Source organism: Tateyamaria omphalii (assembly GCF_001969365.1).
Taxonomy (GTDB): Bacteria; Pseudomonadota; Alphaproteobacteria; order Rhodobacterales; family Rhodobacteraceae; genus Tateyamaria; species Tateyamaria omphalii_A.
The window spans coordinates 711,264-733,452 of the sequence record NZ_CP019312.1 but is presented as its reverse complement, the minus strand read 5'-3'; the positions used below and the strand labels follow the sequence as shown (position 1 = coordinate 733,452).

Genomic DNA, 22,189 nt, shown 5'->3' with positions numbered 1-22,189 from the left:
GCGGGACGCAAAGGGAGAGCAGGATGAAAACCCGGATCGACGCCAAGTTCGCCGCACTCAGGGCCGAAGGCCGCAAGGCGTTCGTCGCCTACATCATGGCGGGCGACCCCGACTACGACACGTCGCTCGAGGTTGTGCGCGGCCTGCCCGGCGCAGGCGTCGATGTCATTGAACTGGGCCTGCCCTTCACCGATCCGATGGCCGATGGACCCACCATTCAATTGGCCGGCCAACGGGCGCTTGAGGCGGGAATGACCCTGGACCGCACGCTCGATCTGGCCCGTGCATTCCGCGAAACGGACAACACGACCCCCATCGTTCTGATGGGTTATTACAACCCGATCTATTCGCGCGGCGTCGACACGTTCCTGGCGCAGGCAAAAGAAGCTGGGATCGACGGTCTGATCGTTGTAGACCTGCCGCCCGAGGAAGACAGCGAACTGTGCACGCCCGCACAGGCCGCCGGGCTCAACTTCATCCGCCTCGCCACCCCCACAACAGACGACAATCGCCTGCCGCGGGTGCTGCAAAACACATCCGGCTTCGTCTACTACGTCTCGATCACCGGGATCACCGGCGCGGCAGAGGCCGAGGCAGGCGATGTCGGCCCCGAGGTGGCGCGCATCAAATCGGCAACCGACCTGCCGATCATTGTCGGCTTCGGCATCAACACGCCGGAAAAATCGCGCGCCATCGCGTCTGTGGCGGATGGCGCCGTGGTCGGCTCGGCCATCGTAAGCCGCATTGGCGCAGGGGACAGCGTCGACAGCGTTCTGGAATTCGTCAAAAGCCTGGCAAACGGCGCACACGCTGCTTGACAGGCAAATCCCTGCCGAAAAATCTCCCGCCAAACGGGAAACATCTGTAATTATTGAATTTTAGCCGAAATGCGGCGATGTTCGGAATCATTCTGGACGTCTAAATAGTTTGATTAAAACCACCGCATCCCCCACCGAGGTTTCCGAAGCCCTGCTTGAACGCACGGGCAACGCATTGCTGTCGAACGACTTCAACACGTTCGCCGCGTGCTTCAACCTCCCCTACACCATCGAGACCCTAAACGGCCGACGAGCCGTCGAATCACGGGCAGATCTCAGCGCCACCTTCGACGCCGTGCATGCACATATGTCGAAACAACAGGTGACGATCATGGCGCGCCATTGCGTGTCTGCCAGCTTCCGATCCCCGGACGAGGTGGCCGCCACACATGAAACACGCCTAATCAGCCGCGACATTCTGGTTCAGGACCCCTACCCGGCCTTTTCGCTGATCAAGCGGCAGCCAGACGGATCATGGCAGATCACCTTCACGTCCTACATGATCGTCGATTCCGCCGATCTCAACAACGCGCTGCACGCCTAGCGCAGCGGCACGCCGCCCCTTGCCTCGACATGGGCGATGGCAGCAGCCACAGCAGCGTCAATCGACATCTCAGAGGTGTCGAGAACCATAGAGCCTTCTGCGGGCCGCATCGGCGCTGCATCGCGCTGGCTGTCCCGCGCATCCCGCGCAATGACATCGTCGAGCACCTCGCCCAACGTGCGTGTGTCGCCCTTGTCGCGCAGTTCGCGCCACCGCCGATCGGCCCGCACGTCCGGGCTGGCCGTCACAAAGAACTGCGCCTCGGCGCCGGGAGAAATCACCGTACAGATGTCGCGCCCATCCAGCACCGCACCGCCCGGCCTCCGGGCAAAGCCGCGCTGAAATTCCAGCAGCGCCGCCCGCACCTCCGGAATGACAGCCACGCGGCTTGCAGCCTGCGCCACATTCGCCGTACGCAGGCGCGCATCCTCAAGTGCACGCGGATCCAGCGCCCGCGCCGCCGTAACCGGATCGGCCCCGTCCAGCGTGAGCGCCCCAACGGCCCGGTAAAGCAGCCCGGTGTCCAAATGCGCAAACCCGAAATGCCTCGCAACCGCACGCGCGATGGTCCCCTTGCCCGCCGCCGCAGGCCCATCAATCGCAACCGTGAACGCAGGTGCCGACATCACCCGCCGCGGCGCATATCAGCGCCCAGCCCCGACATCAGCGGCTCAAAGATCGGGAATGATGTCGCAATCGGCCCCCCGTCATCCACGCCCATCGGCTTTTGGGTGGCCATGCCCATCACCAGAAACGACATGGCAATCCGGTGATCGAGATGGCTGGCACAGGTCACTCCGCCGGGCACATTGCCATGGCCCAGCCCTGTCACCGTCCACCAATCCGGCCCGTCCTCCACAGCAACACCGGCAGCCCGCAGACCAACAGCCATCGCATCAATCCGGTCGCTTTCCTTGACGCGCAATTCCTTGACCCCCGGCATGTGGGTCCGTCCCTTGGCAAAGGACGCCACAACCGACAGCACAGGATATTCATCAATCATGCTCGCGGCGCGCTCGGCTGGCACCTCAATGCCCACCAGATCCGGCGAAAACCGCGCCCGCAAATCGGCCACAGGCTCCCCACCCTCTTCCCGCTCGTTCTCGTAAACCAGATCTGCACCCATCTCACGCAGTGTGGTAAACAGACCCGCGCGCGTCGGGTTCAACCCGATATTGGGCACCAGCACGTCCGAGCCGGGAACAATCAGCGCCGCACAGACCGGAAACGCGGCAGAGGACGGATCGCGCGGCACATCAATATGCTGCGGCGCCAGTTCCGGCTGCCCCTTCAGCGTGATGACCCGGCCCGCCTCAGTGACTTCGGTAGAAATCTCAGCCCCAAACCCTGCAAGCATCCGCTCGGTATGATCGCGCGTCGCCTCCTCCTCAATCACCACGGTCTCCCCCGGCGCATTCAGGCCCGCAAGCAGAACGGCGGATTTCACCTGCGCCGACGGCACCGGCACGGTGTAGCGCACAGGAACCGGATCAGCGGCCCCCACAAGGGTCATCGGCAACCTTCCCCCCGCACGGCCCACAGCCTGACACCCAAACAGGGCCAGCGGATCGGTTACCCGCGCCATAGGCCGGCCGTTCAGGCTCGCGTCCCCGGTAAAAGTCACAGAAATGGGCGAGGTCGCCATCGCCCCCATGATCAGCCGCACACCGGTGCCGGAATTGCCGCAATCAATGACCTGATCCGGCTCTGCAAACCCGCCGACACCGACACCATGCACCGACCACGACCCACCGCCATGGTTCACAACCTCAGCGCCAAAGGCCTGCATGGCCTTCCCGGTGTCCAAAACGTCCTGCCCCTCCAGCAATCCGGTGATGGTCGTCTCCCCCACCGCCATGGCTCCCAAAATCAAGGACCGATGCGAAATGGACTTGTCGCCGGGCACCTCCGCCACCCCGGACAGTGGCCCGCAGGCAGAGGATGTCATGGGGATCGGATCACCGTGGCTGGACATGTTTGCGCTCGCATCAATTCGTTCGGCGCAGACCTACCCCGCCCGCACAAGGCCGTCCAGACCGCGCGACACCCCATGTTTCTTCTGACCGAAAATAACACGGGGAGCGCGAGGGGCTGGCCCTTCGCTCCCGCAGTCTCAACCCGCGCAACAGCAGATCAGCCGCCCAACCGCCGAAAAGTCAGGTAATGCGGCACACGCCCCTCGCGCAGCGCCTTCTGCTCATAACGCGTACTGATCCAGTCATCCCACGGGGCGCGCCAATCGGCGGGCCGCTCGGCCAGCCACTCAAACCCGGCCTTGGGCACCTCTTCCAAGGTCTGACGCACGTAGTCGGGAATGTCAGTGGCCATGCGAAAGATGGCACCGGGCTGCAGCGCACGGGCCAAGGGCTCAAGATGCTCCTGCGTGACAAAGCGGCGGCGATGGTGCCGCGCCTTGGGCCACGGATCGGGGTAGAGCAAAAACGCCCGCGCAATCGACGCATCGGGCAGAACATCCATCAAATCACGCGCATCACCGGGATGCACCGCCAGGTTCTGAACCCCGGCCCGCCGGATCTTGCCCAGCAGCATCGCCACGCCGTTGATATAGGGCTCGGCCCCAATGATCCCGACGCCGGGGTTTGCCGCGGCCTGATGCACCAAATGCTCACCACCGCCGAAACCGACCTCCAGCCAAACGGGCTTGCCCCCGAATAAGGCGTCCAGATCCAGCGGCGTTCGGTCAGGGTTGTCGTCCCAGGACACGAGGCCCGGCGACAACGCGTCCAGATCCTCATCCAGATAACGTTTTTGACTGTCCTTCAGGGTCTTACCCTTCAGGCGGCCATAGAAATTGCGATGCGGACGATCTGTCATGGCGCGCCATTTAACGCGGGCGCGGAGCCGGGGCAATGGGGGGCCAATCGTAAGGCGCAGGTGTCCTGCGCCCCCGCCCCCTCAATCCCGCGCGGCATCCAGATAGGCGCGCAAATCGCTCAGCACGGGTGTGATATCGACCAGCCGGGCCACGTCAAAGCCGCGGGCCAATTCATCAAAATCGGGGCCAAGCGCCACAATCACGTCAGCACGCAAATCGCGCCCGGCCTCGGTCAGCCACACGCGCTTGGACCGGCCATCGTCGGGATTGGGCCGCATCTCCACCAGCCCGTGCGCCTCCAGGCCCTTGAGGGTGTGGGTCATCGACGTCTTGGGCACCTGAAAGGCGCGCGCCATGTCGATGGGCGTGCCGCCATCCGACACGCGGGTCAGATGGTTGAGCACAGCAAAATGCGGCGCAATCAAACCATGCGGCAGCCGCGCCTCCAAAAGGGCGCGGCTCAGTTGTTCGATGATGGCGATCTCGTTGAACAGTTGGAAAAAGACCGACGGGTCGGTGTCACGCATGCACGATCTTGCTCTCCACATCCCAGCGCGGGCTTTGGGCGATATCCGGACCATATCCGATCCGCGCAAACATTTGCACGGTTCCACCCTCGGGCGCCAGCCTGTCATGCACCTCTGTATAAAGCGCGGACATCTCGGGATATTCCTGCAGCGCCTGGCTCAGCGGCTGCATGCCCAAGCCTACCTTCGTCGCGGCCAGATTCAGGCGCAGCCAATCCCGCCCTGCCGCGATCTGATCGGCCCGCGTATTGGTCGGCGTGACCTGCCACAGATGCCCCATGGCCGTGTCCGTGTTGGCAAACACAGCCTTCAGCCCCTCGGTATAGGCCATCGAACTGCGATCCAGCGCGCCCTCTCGTGTGAACGTGCCGGTCAGCGCCATCGCCTCGAACATGGGGCCTGTGAAGTCGATGCCATCGGGGCTCGCATCCACCTCCCGCCGGCCAATACGAAACAAGTCCACGCTTTCCTTGTAGGTGTGCGGCGTCTCGATCTCGATCCGCAGCGCCTCATGGCTCAGCGCGCGCAACTCCGCAATGTCGCGCGGCACGACAGAGCCTGCAACTTGGCTCAACGTGGCAACGCCCAATACCTCATCGAGCGTCGCTTGATCGACCGTCTGCTCTGTATCGAACGGCTCTTTCAACGACCGGCGCTGCATGACCTGCCCAAAGAGATCCGGCGCAGCTATGCCAGTGCCTTCGGTAAAGCGCGCCACCGCCACGCGCCGCGTATCAAGCGTGGTCGGGTCTTCGCCATCGGGAAACAGGTCCAGATCCACACCATATCCCTGCTCCGCCGCAGCTAGGGTCATAAGCTCCAGAAAACACCCGAGCCCGATGGTGATCTGACGGCTGAACGGATCGGTGTGTGGCAACAGCCGGTCGGTGTCCACGCGCAGCGTCACCTCGCCGTCTTTGCGCAGATCGACCTGCCAGGGCTGCCGATTGTGCGGGTTCGGTGCCAGAATGGCATAGGACAGCGCCCGCATCCGCGGCTCGGCATAGCTGCCGGCCTGAGCCCAGGGCTCCAGCGCCGTGCGCGGCATGCGCGTCACGGCATAGGCGCCCGCGCCAGTTGCGGCGAGGATGGATCCGCCCCCCAGTAGGGCGAGGGTTTTGCGACGAGAGAGTGACATTGCGACCTCCAATGGTGCGACATGGTACTATCGTTCAGATATAATACGATATCGCACCAAACAAGTCCTAAATCGCACTTTATTCAAGAAACCCGATCCCCACTTGCCTGAAACTCACCCAATTGGTAATCAAACCTGACCAATATCGGAAGTTTATCATGCCCGTCATCACCACCATCGACGATCTGAAACGCATCTACGAACGCCGCGTGCCGCGCATGTTCTACGATTACTGCGAATCCGGCAGCTGGACGGAACAGACCTTCCGCGACAACTCCTCTGATTTCGACGACATCCGCCTGCGCCAGCGGGTGGCCGTGGACATGTCGGGCCGCTCGACCAAATCCCAGATGATCGGCCAGGACGTCGCCATGCCCGTGGCCCTCGCACCTGTGGGCCTCACCGGCATGCAGCACGCAGATGGCGAGATGAAAGCGGCGCGCGCGGCGGAGAAATTCGGCGTGCCCTTCACGCTCTCGACCATGTCCATCAACTCGATCGAGGATGTCGCGGGTCACACGGGCGCCCCCTTCTGGTTCCAGCTCTACACGATGAAGGACCAGGATTATGTCAGCCGCCTGATCCAGCGGGCCAAGGATGCGAAATGTTCGGCCCTCGTCATCACGCTCGACCTGCAAATCCTCGGCCAACGGCACAAGGACCTGAAAAACGGTCTCTCCGCCCCGCCCAAACTGACGGCCAAGACCATCGCGAACCTCGCCACCAAATGGGCCTGGGGGATTGAGATGCTGTCGGCCAAGCGTCGCGAGTTCGGCAATATCGTGGGCCACGTGGACGGCATCAGCGACGCTTCATCTCTCGGCGCATGGACAGCAGAACAGTTCGACCCGACCCTCGACTGGTCGAAGGTCGCCAAGCTGAAAGAGCAATGGGGCGGTAAGGTCATCCTCAAGGGCATTCTGGACGCCGACGACGCGAAAATGGCGCTCAAGGTCGGCGCCGACGCCATTGTGGTCTCAAACCATGGCGGCCGACAGCTTGACGGCGCGCTGTCGTCCATCCGCGCGCTCCCCTCGATCCTGGACGCGGTGGGTGACCAGGTCGAAGTGCATCTCGACAGCGGTATCCGCTCCGGTCAAGACGTGCTCAAGGCCCTCGCGATGGGCGCCAAGGGCACCTATATCGGCCGCGCCTTTGTCTATGGGCTTGGCGCCATGGGGCAGAAAGGCGTGACCGAGGCGTTGAACGTGATCCACAAGGAACTCGACACGACCATGGCGCTCTGTGGAGAGACGCATGTGGCAGACCTTGGGCGCCATAACCTGCTGGTGCCGGAGGGATTTGAGGGGCGCTGGCAGTAGAAATTTCGCCGCAGCGCACTGCGGCGACCGGCTGGGGCTCTGCCCCAGACCCCGAAGTATTTTCAGCCAGAAGAAGATATGGGCGCGGGTTGGCGGGCGAGCATACGGCCCCACGTAGGCAGCAGGATCGCGGCCACCGCGAACATGATGCCCGCAACCGCGTAGAAGGAGACACGCAGGCCGAACCCTTCGGCGACAAAGCCCATGATCACAGGGCCAAGGAAAAAGGCCGCATAGCCAAGTGCAGCGGCCTGACTGATCGCTGCCAGGCGATGTTTCGGGCGCACGGCCTGTCCCACCAGCCCCAAGGCCAGCGGGCCCACGACCGACACGCCCAAGCCCCCCAGCAGGAACCCGGCATAGGCCATCGGCAAGCCGGTCGCCACACCTGCCAGCGCCAATCCCAGGCCGGCCAGGCACGAGGCCACGACCATCACCCGGAAAGGCGGCCAGCTTGCGCCAAAGATATGCGCACCCAACCGTCCCACTGCCATGCCGGTGGCCAAAAGCGCGGGGCCCATCGCGCCCTCTGCCGGACCGCCGCCCAGCGTGCGCTCCACATGCAGCGCAGACCACCCCTCTGACGCGGCTTCTCCCAGAAAAGCGGACAGAACCACGAGGCCACCCACCCAGACCAAGAGCCGCGGCATGCCGCTGGCGTCCTGCGTGTCCTCCTCGGCCAGGCGGCGCATGGGCAGGATCAGCCAGGGGCTCAGAACAGCGACCGACAGCACGACGCCCGCAAAGATGGCGACAGGCCCCAGACCGCCCTCGCGCGCCACACCCACGGCCACGGCCGCCAGCGCATAGGACACCGAAAACAAACCGTGGTTCAGGTTCATCAGGGATCGTCCCGTCTCGGCCTCTGCCTCGCTCACCTCGGCATTGGCCAGCACATCCGCAACCCCAGACCCGCCCGCGGCCAGAAACAGGGCAACACCCATCACCAGCGGCGTCTGCGCGGCCCCCGACAGCACAAAGCCCGCTGCCATGACAGTGGCGCCGACAACCATCGCCCACTGTCCCAGCAGCCGGTGCATCAGCGGCGCCAGCCACATGGCCATGATTGCACCGGTCGATCCGATCAGCACCAGCGTGCCCCAGGCCCCGTCGCCCGCACCCACCTGCGCCTTGATCACGGGCATCTGCGCCGAAAACGCAGCCCAGCCAAAGCCCACGATCACGAAACCCGCCAGGGCCCGCCGCGAGGCCACGATGTCGTCTAAAAGTCTCATGGCCCAGCGGTGACATGCGCCCCTGCCATGGTCCAGCCCCAAGACACGCATTTTGCGTCTTTTCACGCCTCCGAAACCGGTCTATAGCGCAGCTTTCACGCGGGGTGACAGCCTTGGAGGCACCCTGCCCTAACTTTGGAGAAATACGATGGCTGGAGAGATTCCTGATCTCGAAGCCCTGGAACGCACGGGGACAGGCAAGGGCGCCGCTCGTCAGGCCCGCCGCGACGGCATGGTTCCAGGGATTGTTTTTGGTGGCGACACAGATCCGCTGCCGATCAATCTGCCCTTTAACAAATTGTTCAAAATGCTGAAGGCCGGTCGGTTCAAGTCGACGCTCTTCAACATGAAGGTCGACGGCCACGACGATGTCCGCGTCATTTGCCGCGACGTGCAGCGCGACGTGGTCAAAGACCTGCCGACCCATGTGGACTTCATGCGCCTGCGCCGCACCACCAAGATCAACCTGTTCATCGGTGTTGAAGTCGAAGGCGAGGACGTGTCGCCCGGCCTGAAAAAGGGTGGCGTGCTGTCCCTGGTCCGCCCCGAGGTGGAACTGGTCGTCACCGCTGGCGACATCCCCGAAAGCATCTCGATCGACGTGAGCGACGCCGAAGTGGGCGACAGCATCACCATCTCGTCCGTGACGCTGCCCGCGGGCGCCAAGCCGACCATCGACCGCGACTTCGTGATCGCCACGATCAGCGCACCGTCCGGTCTGCGCTCGTCGGAGAATGAAGAGGACGATGCCGAAGGCGAAGAGGCGACTGAAGAGGCCAGCGAAGAATAATCTTCGCCGCCGTCCAGTTTGACATCAGGCCGCTCCGATCCGGGGCGGCCTTTTTCGTTTTGTGAGGGTTGCCCCTCAAAAGTGACCAGATGGTTACGGCGCGGTTGAAAAGGTCAAAACCTGACAAACGGTGAGCGGCTCTGTGTGCTTCAAAATGCGCAGTTTCATCGCCAAATTGTGCGGTTTGCGGAACACGGCCCTGAAAGCAGGGACTCTGGCCACGGCAAAACATGCACTTTGGACCGCAAACTTCGCGCTTTGTCTCTGATCCAGCGCGATCAGCCCACGGCACGGTACGTTTACACTTGGCTGGACCCGGTCCAGCCCTGCCCCTATGCTGCGCCGCAACATGCACTGGAGGCGTCCATGAAACTCATCGTCGGTCTGGGCAATCCCGGTGCCAAATATGCCCGCAACCGGCACAATATCGGCTTCATGGTTCTGGACCGGATCGCGTCCGATCACGGTTTCCCCGCATGGAAATCCAAACACCAGGGGCTGGTGTCTGAAGGGCGGTTCGGATCGACCCGCGCAGTGCTGCTGAAACCGGAAACCTATATGAACAAATCTGGCGACAGCGTGGGGGCCGCGATGCGTTTTCACAAGCTGGACCCCGAGGATGTCATTGTTTTACATGATGAAATCGACCTCGCGCCGGGCAAGGTGCGGTGGAAGCTCGGCGGCGGGCATGCCGGTCACAACGGGCTTCGCTCGGTCCACGCCCATATCGGCGCAGACTATGCGCGCGTGCGTCTGGGCGTCGGACATCCCGGCCACAAGGATGCCGTGCCTGGCTACGTACTGCGCGACTTTCCCAAGGCGGACGACGCCTGGCTTGACGATGTCATACGCGGCTGTTCCGACGGCGCGCCTCACCTGGCGCTTGGCGATGGCGCCAAATTCATGAACGCTGTTGCCTTGCGCGTCGCTCCGCCGCGGTCCAGCAAGAGCGTAGAAAAAGAAGCAAAAACAAATACTCCCGAACCACAGGCACCAGCCGAGACCGACACACGGTCGCCTCTGCAAAAACTGATGGATCGTTTTTCATGACCCTGCGCCAGGCCTTCTTGGACCAGTCCAAAACCTGCGCGCATATGGGCTCGCCCTTGATGGGGCGTGTGTTCGGCATCCTTGCGGAACGCTGGGATCCGGACACGGCACTCGGCCAGAAAATAGCGGAGTATCAAGGGGATATTGGCCCAGCAGGACATTCCCTGCCCCTTCGGATCGGCGGCGGCCTGCACGCGTTGGTGCTGCGCGGTCAGGACGCGGGTTTAATGCAAGCCTACCCGCCCAACACCGTCGATGACGCGACGCTTGAGAATGCAATCCTCAACGCATTGAAAACGAAGGAAGATTTCTTCCTCGATTGGACAAGGCACGCGCCGCAGACCAACGAAGTCCGGCGCAGCGCCGCGCTCATTCCCATGGCGCATGTCGCGCTGTCGCATTTCGACCGGCCCATCGTGCTCTCCGAATTGGGTGCGAGCGGCGGGTTAAACCTGATGTGGGACCACTTCGCACTCGCCACACCCACGCGCCGTTTCGGCCCCGAAGATGCCGTGCTGACCCTCAACCCCAACTGGACTGGCAAGGCGCCCCCACAGGGTTGTCCACAGGTTATGGAAAGATCCGGGGTGGACCTCAACCCACTGAATCTGAGTGATAATACGGACCGCATGGCGCTGCTGTCCTACCTCTGGGCCGATCAACCGCACCGGGTTGAATTGACCCACGCGGCGACATCTGTGCTGACGGCGAAGGTGGACCGGGGCGATGCCATCGACTGGCTCGAACATCGACTGACGACGGCACCCAAAGGGCACATGCACATGATCCAACACACGGTCGCCTGGCAGTATTTCCCAGCCGAGGCACAGGCGCGCGGGACGGCCATGATCGAAGCGGCGGGCGTTGATGCCACACCCGAAACACCACTGGCATGGATGCAGATGGAAACCGATGGCGACACGACGGGCGCCGTTGGCGCTGCGTTAACCTTGCGCTTGTGGCCCGGCGACATCACCGTGAACCTTGGGCGTGCCGATTTTCATGGCCGTTGGATCAAGTGGGCAGCATGAACGCTGGCAGCGGCTGCCCCTGATCACGGTCCTATGGAGTGCATGCCGGGTTGGAGGATAAGATTGAAAAAAATCGTAAAATGGATATTTCGGGCCCTGTTGACCTTGGCAATTGCCGCGTTTGTGATCGGATTGTGGAAGCGTGAGGAGATCACACGCCTCATGGCCGTCAACACATTATTCGATGAAGAGTGCATTATATCGAACTTCTCGAACATGGACGGCGCTTTCCTGCACCGGGAGATCTCAAAGGGCGACACACCTGTCAGCCCCCTGCCCATCGGCACGCCGCTCGATATGCCGCGCGGATACGCGGAATGGGTCGTTGACCGCACGGTGACATCCACGCTTGTCCTCAAGGACGGGCAGATCGTCCACGAGGACTATTACCACGGAACAGAAGTCGACGATCTACGCATCAGCTGGTCCGTTGCCAAAAGCTACCTCTCCGCCCTGTTCGGTATCCTCGTGGACGAAGGCGCGATCACATCCCTGGATGCGCCAGTGACGCAGTATGTCCCCCAACTGATCGGCGGGGCTTATGACGGCGTGACCATTCGGAACGTCTTGCAAATGACAAGCGGCATCACGTTCGACGAAGACTATCTTGATTATAACAGTGATATCAACAGGATGGGCCGCGTCATCGCTTTGGGCGGGCAGATGGACAACTTCGCCGCTGGTCTGACCGAAACCTTCGCCCCCGCCGGCGAAACATGGCAATACACGTCGATCGACACCCATGTGGTGGGCATGGTGGCCCGCGGCGCAACAGGCCGCGACATCCCAGACCTGATGGCGGAGAAACTGATTGAGCCGCTCGGGCTGAACCGATCCCCGCTGTACCTCACCGATGGCGTCGGCGTCGCCTTTGTTCTTGGCGGGTTGAACGTCACGACACGCGACTACGCGCGTTTCGGCCAAATGATCCTGCAGGACGGGCAATGGCAGGGCCAGCAGATTGTGCCCGCATACTGGATAAAAACATCCACAAGCCCCAACGCACCCACCGCGCCGGGCAAGATCGGGTACGGCTATCAGTGGTGGATCCCTTTTGGCGCAACAGAGGGACAGTTCATGGGCCGTGGCATCTACGGTCAGTACCTCTATATCGACAAGCAGGCGGGTGTTGTCATCGTGACCACAGCCGCAGATCGCAAGTTCCGCGAGGCGGGCGTGAACGCCGCGAATGTCGACATGTTCCGCCAGATCGTGGCCGCAACGGAGTGAACCATGGAACCCGACGACAGCATCAACGTACTCGGCACCGCACTTGATGTTTGCGGTATTGACCCTGTCACCGGGTTTTTCCGCGACGGTCACTGCAACACCTGCGCTGCCGACCAGGGCAGCCACACCGTCTGCGCCGTAATGACGGCCGAGTTCCTGGCCTATTCCAAATATGTCGGCAATGATCTGAGCACACCGCGGCCCGAGTACCGGTTCAAGGGACTGAACCCCGGTGACAGCTGGTGTCTGTGCGCCTCGCGCTTCCTGCAAGCGCATGAGGAGGGCTGCGCGCCCAAGGTCAGCCTGACGGCGACGCACCTGCGGGCGCTGGACGTGGTTCCGCTTGATATCCTGAAACAGCACGCAACCTAGTGCTGCAACGGCCCCTCCATCAGATCATCAATGAACAGGCTGAGCAATTGGGGGCGTCCGGATACGCCGGCCTTGCGATAGATCGCGTTGGTCTGCGCCTTGACCGTCCCTTCGGACGTTTCGCGCAAAGCGGCGATGTCCTGCGTGCTGAACCCCTTGATTGAAAACAACGCCACGTCCCGCTCTGCAGGGGTCAGGCCCCACAGGGTGAACTTGTCCTCCAGCAACTCCATGAACGCGCCAGAGGCGGCGCGAAGCTGGCTTTCCACATGTTCTGAGCGGCGCACTGCAGCGCGCAGCATATAGGCACCGACGCCGACGCCAATAATCAGACCAAGAGCGGCAGCAATTTCAATCAATTCGTGGACCTGCCAACTGATCGGCGCAATGGGAAGGCCCAGCAACGTAACGAGAATTTCGGATACGAAGAACACGGCACACAACGCTTGAACCAGAAGCACTATCGAAAAAACCACCGTGCGTCGTGATACACTGAATGTCACGCGACCCTCAGTCGTCGTCGCCATTGTCGCCTCCGTCATCCCCCCCGTCGTCGCCGCCGTCGCTATCATCGCCGTCGTCGTCGCCGTCGTCATCATCATCGTCATCGTCATCGTCACGATCATCATCACCGTCGTCGTTGTCGGCGCCGCCCAAGCGTCCCGGATTCACGATTTGCGTGTTCTGGCCGTCACCATCCAGTTCCCGCCAATAGTCACGCAAAATCTCCCCGGTAACGGGGCTGACCACGATCTCGCGATACAAATCTCTGCTGCGCGCCACGATGCGCGAACGGCCAAGCAACGTGCGCCGCACCTCGATCTGAGAAAACCCCTGGTCACGCAATTGCCGGACGATGCTGTCCTCAATCGGACCGGCAAAGCTCGGCGCGCTGACGGCGCAGGCAAACGCCATGGCACAAACCCACATCTTCATGTTATGCCCCTCGATCCGCAATGCCGCGCCGAAACCGATTTGCGGGTCTTTGGTTGCATTGAAGTTCACGCATGGCGGCTTCAGTCGTCGCCACCATCATCCCCGCGATCATCGCTGGCATCCCCGTGATCATCATCATCCTCATCGTCATCATCGCCCCAATCGTCGTCGCGATCACCATACCAGCCCCAACCAGCGTCGTCGTCATCGTCATCATCGGACATCGACGACCAGATCCTGTCCCGGTCAAACAGGTCCGAGAATTTGAACCGTCCGTCGGTGTCGGCGTCGGCCATTGTTGCAATGAGCATGGCAATCGCGGTCAAAGTCACTGTCTTTTTCATCTCACTTCCTTTCTGTTTGTGCACCGCGGCGGAAATCCGCGACGTGTTTCAGAAAAGGGACGAGAATGCGCTATTGCCCATGCGCTATGGGTTTAAACCGCGCGGAGTAAACACATAGCCAAGGGCCCTAAACCGGAGTTTATACGCGACACCTGGGTCGGTCCGGATCGAAAAGGTCACAAAAGGCGGCCAAAATCCCACCTTTTTCAGTCACATAACAAAGGAACTACTCGACGTTGCGCCCTTCGGGACCGGTCATGTCAAAGCCCAGGTGCCGCGCGACGGTGAAAATATCCTTATCTCCGCGCCCGCACATGTTCATGCAGATGATGTGATCAGACGGCAGCGTCGGCGCGATCTTCATCACATGCGCCAGCGCGTGAGACGGTTCAAGCGCGGGAATAATGCCTTCTGTCGTGCAGCACAGTTGGAACGCCTCAAGCGCCTCGACATCCGTGATCGAGACATATTCCGCCCGGCCAATGTCATGCAGCCATGCGTGTTCCGGCCCGATGCCAGGGTAATCCAGACCTGCGGAGATCGAAAACCCTTCGAGGATCTGACCATCATCGTCCTGCAAAAGATACGTCCGGTTGCCGTGCAGGACGCCCGGGCGCCCCCCGGTCAGGGACGCGCAATGCTCCATCTTGGCATTCACGCCTTTGCCACCGGCTTCGACGCCGATAATTCCGACCTCTTTTTCATCCAGGAAGGGATAGAACAGGCCCATCGCATTCGACCCGCCACCGATCGCAGCAATCAGTGTATCCGGAAAGCGCCCTTCGGCCTCCACCATCTGTTCGCGGACTTCCTTGCCGATGATGCTTTGGAAATCGCGGACCATGGCCGGATACGGGTGCGGACCAGCCACCGTGCCGATGCAGTAGAACGTGTCGCGCACGTTTGTGACCCAGTCGCGCAGCGCATCGTTCATCGCGTCCTTCAGCGTGCCACGGCCGGAGGTGACCGGGATCACTTCGGCGCCCAAAAGCTTCATGCGGAACACGTTGGGCGCCTGCCGCTCAACATCATGCGCACCCATGTAAACCACGCATTTCAAACCGAATTTCGCACAGACCGTCGCTGTTGCAACGCCGTGTTGGCCCGCGCCGGTTTCTGCGATGATGCGCGTCTTGCCCATGCGACGCGCAAGGATGATCTGGCCCAGCACATTGTTGATCTTGTGGGCACCCGTGTGGTTCAGTTCGTCCCGCTTCATATAGATCTTGGCGCCACCCAGATGGTCGGTCAGGCGCTCGGCAAAGTACAGCGGGCTGGGGCGACCGACGTAATGCTTCCACAGATGGTCCATCTCGGCCCAGAAACTGTCGTCGGTCTTGGCCTTTTCGTATTCCTCTTCCAGCGACAGGATCAGCGGCATCAGCGTCTCGGACACAAACCGCCCGCCAAAATCGCCAAAGCGCCCGTTTTCATCGGGGCCGGTCATGAAGGAATTGAAAAGATCGTTGGCCATCGTCGCCTCCCGCGTTCAGGTCAGATCGCGTTTATACCCGATGTGGGAAGGGGTAAAGCCAAGGCGCTGATAGAAACGCGCGCTGTCGGTGCGACCTTTGTTCATCGTCAGTTGCATCAGCTTGCAGCCTGCCGCGCGGGACCGCGCCTCGGCATCTGCGAACATGGCCTCGCCCACCCGCTGCCCGCGCATATGGCTGGCCACGCGCACCGCTTCCATCTGGGCGCGGCGCGTGGCGCGCAAGGACAGGCCGGCGATAAAGGTCAGGTGATAGGTGGCGATAACAGCGCCATCCAGTTCACCGACGATGACGGCGTTGTTCGGATCGGCTGCGATCTCCCTGAAGGTCGGCAGATACGCATCAGCAGAATTGCTTTCGCGGGTCACGCCCAGCTTGTCATCTCTCAGCAACGCCAGGACGGCAGGTACATCCGCTTCGGTTGCCTCGCGAAAGACAACGGTCATGCGGATTGTGCCGCAGACATGAAGCGGCGGATAAGCTGTGTGTCCTTTTCCCCGGGCGCCGTTTCGACGCCAGAACTGATGTCGAATTGTTGCGCACCGGTCAGCGCCTTCGCCTCGCGCACGTTGTCAGCGGTCAAACCACCGGCCAGCATCCACGGCACGGGCCACCGGCGCCCCGCAACCAGCCGCCAGTCAAAGGTCAGACCGTTGCCCCCCGGCAGATCTGCGTTCTTGGGGGGCTTGGCATCGACAAGGATCTGATCCGCGACACGCACATACGCTTCGAGTGCGGGCAGATCATCAGCATCGGCGACGCCCACAGCCTTCATCACCGGCAGGCCGTAGCGCGCCTTGATCTCGGCCACACGTGCGGGCGTCTCGGCCCCGTGCAGTTGCAACATATCGAGCGGCACGCGCGCCGTAAGCGCGTCAAGAAAGGCGTCATCGGCATTCACGATCAGCGCGACCTTGGCCACCCCGGGCGGCACGTCCAAAGCCAGCGCACGTGCGTCTTCGATGCTGATATTGCGCGGGGATTTCGGGAAAAAGACGAAACCAACGTATTTTGCCCCGGCCTCGACGGCGGCGGCCACGTGTTCAGGGCGGCGCAGGCCGCAGATCTTTACAGACACATCTGACATGGGATCGGATTAGCTGGCTTCGTCGAGAAGGGCCAGCACCTCGTCCTTGCCCTCGTGCTTTTCCGATTTCAAGCGTTTGACCTCGCGTTCGAGGCGGCGCTTTTCACGCGCGTTGCGCGCATTCTCGGCGCGGATGGCGTGCTCGCGCATCCACTCCCAGACAAAACCAACCAGCAAGCCCGCGATGATACCGCCAAAGATCACCACAAACAGGGGCAGTTCGATGGTCGGCGCGACCGCGAAAAGACCCGCAATTTCGCCCGGCAGCAGCTTGAGCGTCACCATGCCCCGATTGGCGAGGGCCACGGCAATCAGCGCAACAGCAAAAATAGCAATGCAGGCGTAGCGGATATAGCGCATCAGGCTTTCCCGTTCAGACGATCACGCAAGAGCTTGCCCGTCTTGAAGAAGGGCACGTGTTTTTCTTCGACTTCAACTGTCTCACCAGTGCGGGGGTTCCGGCCGGTCCGCGCATCGCGCTTCTTGACCGAAAAGGCGCCGAAGCCGCGCAGCTCGACCCGGTCGCCGCGGGACATCGCGTTGGTAACCTCATCAAAGATGGTGTTCACGATCCGCTCGACATCTCTCTGATACAGGTGTGGGTTTTCGTCTGCGATCTTCTGGATCAACTCTGACCGGATCATCTTATTCCCTCCCGAGAGACTCGGACATTTTTTCTTTAGCCGTCCCGTAACTATAGGAACAAACGTGGCTTTCGGGAATAGCCCGTATTTGGGCTTGGGTCGATTTTTTGCCTTCTGCACAGGAACATGAGCGGTTTTTAGACCCTCATCTGGCACAATGCCCGCGTGTGTCCCATCGTGGGACATTTGAAACGAGAACGATTCGACACGTTAAATGACATAGAAAAAGGGGCCCCGCGGGGCCCCTTCGAAACGCTCAGCAAAGTGCTGCGGGCTTACTCGTCGCCCTTGAGCGCGGCACCGAGGATATCGCCCAGCGATGCACCGCTGTCGGACGAACCGTACTGTTCCACGGCCTCTTTCTCTTCGGCGATTTCGCGCGCCTTGATCGAGACGCCCAGACGGCGGGTCTTGCTGTCGATGTTGGTGATGCGGACATCAACCTTGTCACCGACCGAGAAACGCTCGGGGCGCTGTTCGGCACGGTCACGCGACAGGTCGGAGCGGCGGATGAAGGATTTCATGCCTTCATATTCCACTTCGACACCGCCATCTTCGATGGCTGTCACTTCCACGGTCACGATCGAGCCGCGCTTCACGCCGCCCACGGCTTCAGCAAACTTGTCGCCGCCAACCGCTTTGATCGAGAGCGAGATACGCTCCTTCTCGACGTCCACTTCGGACACAACCGCGCCAACCATGTCGCCCTTGCGGTAATCCTGAATGGCTTCTTCGCCACGCTGGTCCCACGACAGGTCGGACAGGTGAACCATGCCGTCGATGTCGCCTTCGAGGCCAACGAACAGACCGAATTCGGTGATGTTCTTGACTTCGCCTTCGACCTCGGTGCCCTCGGGGTGTGTTTCTGCAAACACTTCCCATGGGTTGCGCATGGTCTGTTTCAGGCCCAGAGACACGCGGCGCTTGGCACCGTCGATTTCCAGAACCATGACTTCGACCTCTTGCGAGGTGGACACGATCTTGCCCGGATGCACGTTCTTTTTAGTCCAAGACATTTCGGACACGTGAACGAGGCCCTCGACACCGGGTTCCAGCTCAACAAAGGCACCGTAGTCGGTGATGTTGGTCACGCGGCCTGTGTGGGTCGATTCCAGCGGGTACTTGGCAGCCACCAGATCCCATGGATCTTCTTGCAGTTGCTTCATGCCCAGCGAAATGCGGTGGGTTTCCTTGTTGATCTTGATCACCTGCACCTTGATCGTCTCACCGATGGTGAGGATCTCGGACGGGTGGTTCACGCGGCGCCATGCCATGTCGGTGACGTGCAGCAGGCCGTCAACACCGCCAAGGTCAACAAATGCACCGTATTCGGTGATGTTCTTGACCACGCCGTCGACGTTCTGACCTTCGGTCAGGTTGCCGATGACTTCGGCGCGCTGTTCGGCACGCGATTCTTCGAGGATCGCGCGGCGCGACACAACGATGTTGCCACGACGACGGTCCATTTTCAGGATTTGGAACGGCTGCTTCAGACCCATCAACGGGCCAGCGTCACGTACGGGGCGCACGTCAACCTGAGAGCCGGGCAGGAAGGCCACGGCACCACCGAGGTCGACCGTGAAGCCACCCTTGACGCGGCCAAAGATGGCCCCTTCGACGCGGGCGTCGTCGGCATATGCTTTTTCCAGGCGATCCCAGGCTTCTTCGCGGCGGGCCATCTCGCGCGAGATAACAGCTTCGCCGCGGGCGTTCTCGGCGGCGCGCAGGTACACTTCGACCTCGTCCCCGACAGAGATTTCGGGCGCTTCACCGGGATTTGCGAATTCTTTAAGCTCGACGCGGCCTTCCATCTTGTAGCCTACGTCGATGATGGCTTGGCCCGCCTCGATGGCAAGGACCTTACCTTTGACAACAGACCCCTCTTCGGGCGTGTCCATTTCGAAGCTTTCTTGCAGGAGGGCTTCGAATTCCTCCATCATTTTATCAGCCATGTGGCGTCGGTTTCCTAACTATGTTCAGTTTTGCGGGCCGTGCGGTTGTCTCCGCCGGTCTTGCTGGGTTTGAGCTTTTGACTAGAACCCGACATCGGCAAACGCGTTGAGGCCCTTGATAACTTGGGGCCCGCCTGCTTTCATGACTCGACATCTGGCATAGACGCGCGCGGTATAGTCCAGGTGAGCCAGTCTAGCAAGCCACATCCCGCTTCGCACCGTTCACCCTGTAACACGACATCGCTGGCGTATTGCCACATGGCCAAGCGTCCCGTTGACCGGAATACGGACACGTTTGGTAGGTCTGGGCGATTGACAACGCAAGATTGTAGTCATTATGACTACGGCTTAGGGTGTATGCGGCGAAGATGTTCTGACTTTATAAGATAAAAAAGGGTGTTTTCGAGCCGGGGCTTTCGTTATTACTTTCTTGGGGAAGAAAATGGACGACTACGAACACGAGTGTGACACGGTTGATTCTGAATTTTCCGTGGATGTGAAACCGGACGTGCCAGCGCGACCAGATATCATCGCGCCTGACGTGAGACGCGTACCAAGTAACATTGTCGCCTTTCCGGGCAACGAAGATGACGGGCATTCATCGCCATCAACAGATCCAGCATTTACAACAATCACCGATGCGCTGGACGCGGACAACGATCTATGGGCGCGCGACGTTTTCCTCGTGTGCGGGCGCACATCCAAAGCGCCCGAGACACTGGGCGCGCTGTCCGAGCGCATGAGATCCTTGACGATATCCGACGATTTCGATCCCGCATTCCAGTTGGCGACCTGCTGCGATGGATCGGAGGTTCTGCTCGCGCTTGATCTGGACGCATCATCCGACATCAAAGACGTGTTCATTCAACTCTCCGAATTGCGACGGGCCAACCGTCCGCTTGCAGTGCTGACAATGTCACGTTCATTTACGCGGACGTGCGTGATCCACCGTGAGAACTCCGACTTCTCTGATGCAAGCGTCCGACTTCCGGCCTCAGAGTATGAAATGTCGATGGCGCTGCACTTCGCGGTAACGAACGCCTTCTTGCGTGCATCTTATGACGATGACAGCCAAATGTGAGGAGTTTTGACTACGGATCGGGCAAAAGGGCGCCTTTTCGCCGGTATCTTGTTGTCAGAATGAATAATCGCAAGTATTTAACGTGGAAAAGCGGCGCCAAACAATGGCGCAGGTTGGGTGTATAGTGGATACGAAAATATTGGGGCAGATCGCACAACTCCGCGCTTTGCTCGAAGAGATGGAAAAAGACTTTGGCATGCACGAATTGTCGCGCAACGAACGCGACATCGTGTTGGCATTCTGTGCCTGCATTAAGGAGAACAAGTCTGGCGACAACATGTGTTCCACCGACGTGGTGCGGGCTAATCCCATCGTCAAAGAAATCTCGCAACCGACTTTTCACAGAACTCTCAAACAGTTGATCAAACGGGGATTGATCGAACGATGCGAAGGGTTTCCCATGGGGCTTTATCGGCTCTCGGACCGCGCGTCAGGCCAGTTGTAAGGAGCTGACGCCCAAACAAAAAAGCATCTCGCTTGTCAAAATCCCTGAACACATCAGCCCGACTAAACAACGATGTATTACTTAAGATTGGCTTGCACAGCGGTGCTTTGATCATCGCCTATTTCTTGACGTGGGAACTGATCATGGACGGCCAACGCATGTTCATGCCGATGTTGCCCACTCTGGCCACGCTGTTCTATCTGCCGTTCGGCATCAAAGTGATCTCTGCCTTTTTTGAAGGGTGGCGCTGCATCCTGTATCTGGCGCCGGGCATCGTCATTGGAAACATCTTCTGGGTCGGGATGCCATTTGATACGGTGGTGACCTACGTCACGTGGCTGGCAAGCTATGGCACAGCGCCGGCCATATTCGCAGCGCTCGACTGGGCGACGCGTGATGATCGCCGCAATGTCACCGCAGGTCGGGCTTGGCGCACCATGATTGCGGGCGGGGTTGCGGCGTCCGTCGTGATATCGGTGCTTGTCCACGTCATACGACACAGAAACATTCCCCAGGACGATTTCATCTTGAGCATGCTCAAATACATGATCGGCGACATGCTTGGGCTTTTGCTTATTCTTGGCGTGTTGATGGGCCTGTTCCGCTACATGCGCAAAACGCGCTAAACGGAACGGGATCAGATTTCTTCCCCCAACTCCTGAAGTTCCTTCAGGAGTTCCCGGTATATCCCGTTGCTGTCGCCGCCGCCAAAGACGGTTGCACCGCCCGAATAGGTCTGCCCATAAGTGCGCGCCACGTTGATCGTCTGCACAAAGGCCGACAAAAGCTGATCTTTTTCAAGCGGGCTTAGTGGGTGGATGAAAACGCCCCAAAGTCGTCCCTGCGCCACGGCATAGCGGGCATCAAGGGCGCTGTCGAAATTGGCCTGCATCAGCCGCATCAATTCTGACGCATCCAAGCCGTCAGCCGACCGGATGGGCACCATCGCCCGCATCCGGTCCGCAACCGGGTCTGCAATTACGACGATCGGAATGTCATCTATGGTGAACTGGATGGCGTTGCCCGCAGGCTGCGCCTCGGGATCAATGGCGCGGATGATCTCAGCCATCCGCAAAAGCGTCATGGGTGGCTCAAGCGGCGCCTCTGGCAAGGCCTCTGCGTCCGGCAACACGTCTGCATCCGAGCCATTGTCTGATGACTGCGCATGAGCCCAGCCAAAGACGGCCATGCCGGCCAAAAGGGCAGCCAAAAATGTTTTACGAAGAAATGCCATGGCGGACGCCTTTCATCTTGGAATAGACGAAAGCTAAGCCAGCCATGGCTCAAATACCAAGCACCGTTTGGTGATCTGTT

The 22,189-nt window shown here is 60.6% G+C and carries 27 protein-coding genes; 11 read left to right on the top strand and 16 right to left on the bottom strand.

Annotated features, from left to right (window positions below; genetic code table 11):
- Window positions 1-23 precede the first annotated feature (23 nt).
- Both trpA and BWR18_RS03595 read left to right on the top strand, forming a co-directional pair.
- A complete protein-coding gene (trpA, locus tag BWR18_RS03600) occupies window positions 24-818 on the top strand; it encodes a tryptophan synthase subunit alpha (protein ID WP_076626745.1) in 795 nt (264 codons plus the stop codon).
- A 109-nt stretch (window positions 819-927) separates the two neighbouring features.
- Complete coding sequence (locus BWR18_RS03595; RefSeq protein ID WP_076626744.1) at window positions 928-1,362, top strand: hypothetical protein; 435 nt, start codon at window positions 928-930, stop codon at window positions 1,360-1,362.
- Here the strand turns inward: BWR18_RS03595 and BWR18_RS03590 are convergent.
- The 5 genes from BWR18_RS03590 to BWR18_RS03570 all read right to left on the bottom strand — a co-directional run bounded on the left by BWR18_RS03590 (window position 1,359) and on the right by BWR18_RS03570 (window position 5,863).
- On the bottom strand, window positions 1,359-1,988 hold the full coding sequence (locus tag BWR18_RS03590; RefSeq protein WP_076626743.1) for a (d)CMP kinase: 630 nt from the start codon (window positions 1,986-1,988) through the stop codon (window positions 1,359-1,361). The genes BWR18_RS03595 and BWR18_RS03590 overlap by 4 nt on opposite strands.
- Window positions 1,988-3,337, bottom strand: coding sequence for a 3-phosphoshikimate 1-carboxyvinyltransferase (gene aroA / locus BWR18_RS03585; RefSeq protein WP_076626742.1), 1,350 nt, complete (start codon window positions 3,335-3,337; stop codon window positions 1,988-1,990). The genes BWR18_RS03590 and aroA overlap by 1 nt, the downstream gene beginning before the upstream one ends.
- Window positions 3,338-3,495: 158 nt before the next feature.
- Window positions 3,496-4,197 carry a tRNA (guanine(46)-N(7))-methyltransferase TrmB gene (gene trmB / locus BWR18_RS03580; protein ID WP_083957627.1) on the bottom strand — a complete coding sequence of 234 codons (702 nt, stop codon included), beginning with the start codon at window positions 4,195-4,197 and terminating at the stop codon, window positions 3,496-3,498.
- Between the two features lie 81 nt (window positions 4,198-4,278).
- Window positions 4,279-4,725 (bottom strand): MarR family winged helix-turn-helix transcriptional regulator, encoded by a 447-nt coding sequence (locus BWR18_RS03575; protein ID WP_076626740.1) that lies wholly within the window; start codon window positions 4,723-4,725, stop codon window positions 4,279-4,281.
- The gene (locus BWR18_RS03570) at window positions 4,718-5,863 is read right to left on the bottom strand and encodes an Acg family FMN-binding oxidoreductase (RefSeq protein WP_076626739.1); all 1,146 of its coding nucleotides are present in this window, start codon (window positions 5,861-5,863) and stop codon (window positions 4,718-4,720) included. The genes BWR18_RS03575 and BWR18_RS03570 overlap by 8 nt, the downstream gene beginning before the upstream one ends.
- Before the next feature lie 158 nt (window positions 5,864-6,021).
- Here BWR18_RS03570 and BWR18_RS03565 point away from each other — a divergent pair, with 158 nt between their 5' ends.
- The gene (locus BWR18_RS03565; protein ID WP_076626738.1) at window positions 6,022-7,185 is read left to right on the top strand and encodes an alpha-hydroxy acid oxidase; all 1,164 of its coding nucleotides are present in this window, start codon (window positions 6,022-6,024) and stop codon (window positions 7,183-7,185) included.
- Between the two features lie 62 nt (window positions 7,186-7,247).
- Here the strand turns inward: BWR18_RS03565 and BWR18_RS03560 are convergent, their stop codons facing one another.
- Complete coding sequence (locus BWR18_RS03560) at window positions 7,248-8,420, bottom strand: MFS transporter (protein WP_076626737.1); 1,173 nt, start codon at window positions 8,418-8,420, stop codon at window positions 7,248-7,250.
- Between the two features lie 148 nt (window positions 8,421-8,568).
- Here BWR18_RS03560 and BWR18_RS03555 point away from each other — a divergent pair, with 148 nt between their 5' ends.
- From BWR18_RS03555 to BWR18_RS03535, 5 genes are all read left to right on the top strand, one after another.
- Window positions 8,569-9,210, top strand: coding sequence for a 50S ribosomal protein L25/general stress protein Ctc (locus tag BWR18_RS03555; protein WP_076626736.1), 642 nt, complete (start codon window positions 8,569-8,571; stop codon window positions 9,208-9,210).
- 366 nt (window positions 9,211-9,576) lie between these two features.
- Complete coding sequence (gene pth / locus BWR18_RS03550; RefSeq protein ID WP_076630099.1) at window positions 9,577-10,260, top strand: aminoacyl-tRNA hydrolase; 684 nt, start codon at window positions 9,577-9,579, stop codon at window positions 10,258-10,260.
- Window positions 10,257-11,291: a DUF2332 domain-containing protein gene (locus tag BWR18_RS03545; RefSeq protein WP_076626735.1), complete on the top strand. Its 1,035-nt coding sequence runs from the start codon at window positions 10,257-10,259 to the stop codon at window positions 11,289-11,291. The genes pth and BWR18_RS03545 overlap by 4 nt, the downstream gene beginning before the upstream one ends.
- Before the next feature lie 63 nt (window positions 11,292-11,354).
- On the top strand, window positions 11,355-12,521 hold the full coding sequence (locus BWR18_RS03540) for a serine hydrolase domain-containing protein (protein ID WP_076626734.1): 1,167 nt from the start codon (window positions 11,355-11,357) through the stop codon (window positions 12,519-12,521).
- A gap of 3 nt (window positions 12,522-12,524) precedes the next feature.
- Complete coding sequence (locus tag BWR18_RS03535; RefSeq protein ID WP_076626733.1) at window positions 12,525-12,893, top strand: DUF2237 family protein; 369 nt, start codon at window positions 12,525-12,527, stop codon at window positions 12,891-12,893.
- On the opposite strand, the gene BWR18_RS03530 is transcribed toward BWR18_RS03535, so the two are convergent.
- The 9 genes from BWR18_RS03530 to rpsA all read right to left on the bottom strand — a co-directional run bounded on the left by BWR18_RS03530 (window position 12,890) and on the right by rpsA (window position 19,349).
- Window positions 12,890-13,522 (bottom strand): helix-turn-helix transcriptional regulator, encoded by a 633-nt coding sequence (locus tag BWR18_RS03530; RefSeq protein ID WP_368073640.1) that lies wholly within the window; start codon window positions 13,520-13,522, stop codon window positions 12,890-12,892. The genes BWR18_RS03535 and BWR18_RS03530 overlap by 4 nt on opposite strands.
- The gene (locus BWR18_RS03525) at window positions 13,404-13,829 is read right to left on the bottom strand and encodes a hypothetical protein (protein WP_172839349.1); all 426 of its coding nucleotides are present in this window, start codon (window positions 13,827-13,829) and stop codon (window positions 13,404-13,406) included. Before BWR18_RS03525 ends, BWR18_RS03530 begins: the two co-directional genes overlap by 119 nt.
- A gap of 80 nt (window positions 13,830-13,909) precedes the next feature.
- Entirely contained in the window at window positions 13,910-14,173 is a 264-nt protein-coding gene (locus BWR18_RS03520; protein WP_076626732.1) for a hypothetical protein, read from the bottom strand.
- Window positions 14,174-14,399: 226 nt separating this feature from the next.
- Entirely contained in the window at window positions 14,400-15,647 is a 1,248-nt protein-coding gene (gene trpB, locus BWR18_RS03515; protein WP_076626731.1) for a tryptophan synthase subunit beta, read from the bottom strand.
- A gap of 15 nt (window positions 15,648-15,662) precedes the next feature.
- Window positions 15,663-16,112, bottom strand: a complete 450-nt coding sequence (locus BWR18_RS03510) for a GNAT family N-acetyltransferase (protein WP_076626730.1) — start codon at window positions 16,110-16,112, stop codon at window positions 15,663-15,665.
- Window positions 16,109-16,753 carry a phosphoribosylanthranilate isomerase gene (locus tag BWR18_RS03505; protein ID WP_076626729.1) on the bottom strand — a complete coding sequence of 215 codons (645 nt, stop codon included), beginning with the start codon at window positions 16,751-16,753 and terminating at the stop codon, window positions 16,109-16,111. The genes BWR18_RS03510 and BWR18_RS03505 overlap by 4 nt, the downstream gene beginning before the upstream one ends.
- Before the next feature lie 9 nt (window positions 16,754-16,762).
- Window positions 16,763-17,113 carry a LapA family protein gene (locus BWR18_RS03500; protein WP_076626728.1) on the bottom strand — a complete coding sequence of 117 codons (351 nt, stop codon included), beginning with the start codon at window positions 17,111-17,113 and terminating at the stop codon, window positions 16,763-16,765.
- A complete protein-coding gene (ihfB, locus tag BWR18_RS03495) occupies window positions 17,113-17,397 on the bottom strand; it encodes an integration host factor subunit beta (protein WP_076626727.1) in 285 nt (94 codons plus the stop codon). The genes BWR18_RS03500 and ihfB overlap by 1 nt, the downstream gene beginning before the upstream one ends.
- A 275-nt stretch (window positions 17,398-17,672) precedes the next feature.
- Window positions 17,673-19,349, bottom strand: coding sequence for a 30S ribosomal protein S1 (gene rpsA / locus BWR18_RS03490; RefSeq protein WP_076626726.1), 1,677 nt, complete (start codon window positions 19,347-19,349; stop codon window positions 17,673-17,675).
- A 442-nt stretch (window positions 19,350-19,791) separates the two neighbouring features.
- On the opposite strand from rpsA, the gene BWR18_RS03485 reads away from it, so the two are divergent.
- From BWR18_RS03485 to BWR18_RS03475, 3 genes are all read left to right on the top strand, one after another.
- Window positions 19,792-20,430, top strand: a complete 639-nt coding sequence (locus BWR18_RS03485) for a hypothetical protein (protein WP_076626725.1) — start codon at window positions 19,792-19,794, stop codon at window positions 20,428-20,430.
- A 103-nt stretch (window positions 20,431-20,533) separates the two neighbouring features.
- Entirely contained in the window at window positions 20,534-20,875 is a 342-nt protein-coding gene (locus BWR18_RS03480; RefSeq protein ID WP_083957626.1) for a hypothetical protein, read from the top strand.
- A gap of 125 nt (window positions 20,876-21,000) precedes the next feature.
- Entirely contained in the window at window positions 21,001-21,501 is a 501-nt protein-coding gene (locus BWR18_RS03475) for a hypothetical protein (protein WP_172839348.1), read from the top strand.
- 11 nt (window positions 21,502-21,512) lie between these two features.
- On the opposite strand, the gene BWR18_RS03470 is transcribed toward BWR18_RS03475, so the two are convergent.
- Complete coding sequence (locus BWR18_RS03470; RefSeq protein WP_254684926.1) at window positions 21,513-22,109, bottom strand: hypothetical protein; 597 nt, start codon at window positions 22,107-22,109, stop codon at window positions 21,513-21,515.
- Window positions 22,110-22,189 lie beyond the last annotated feature (80 nt).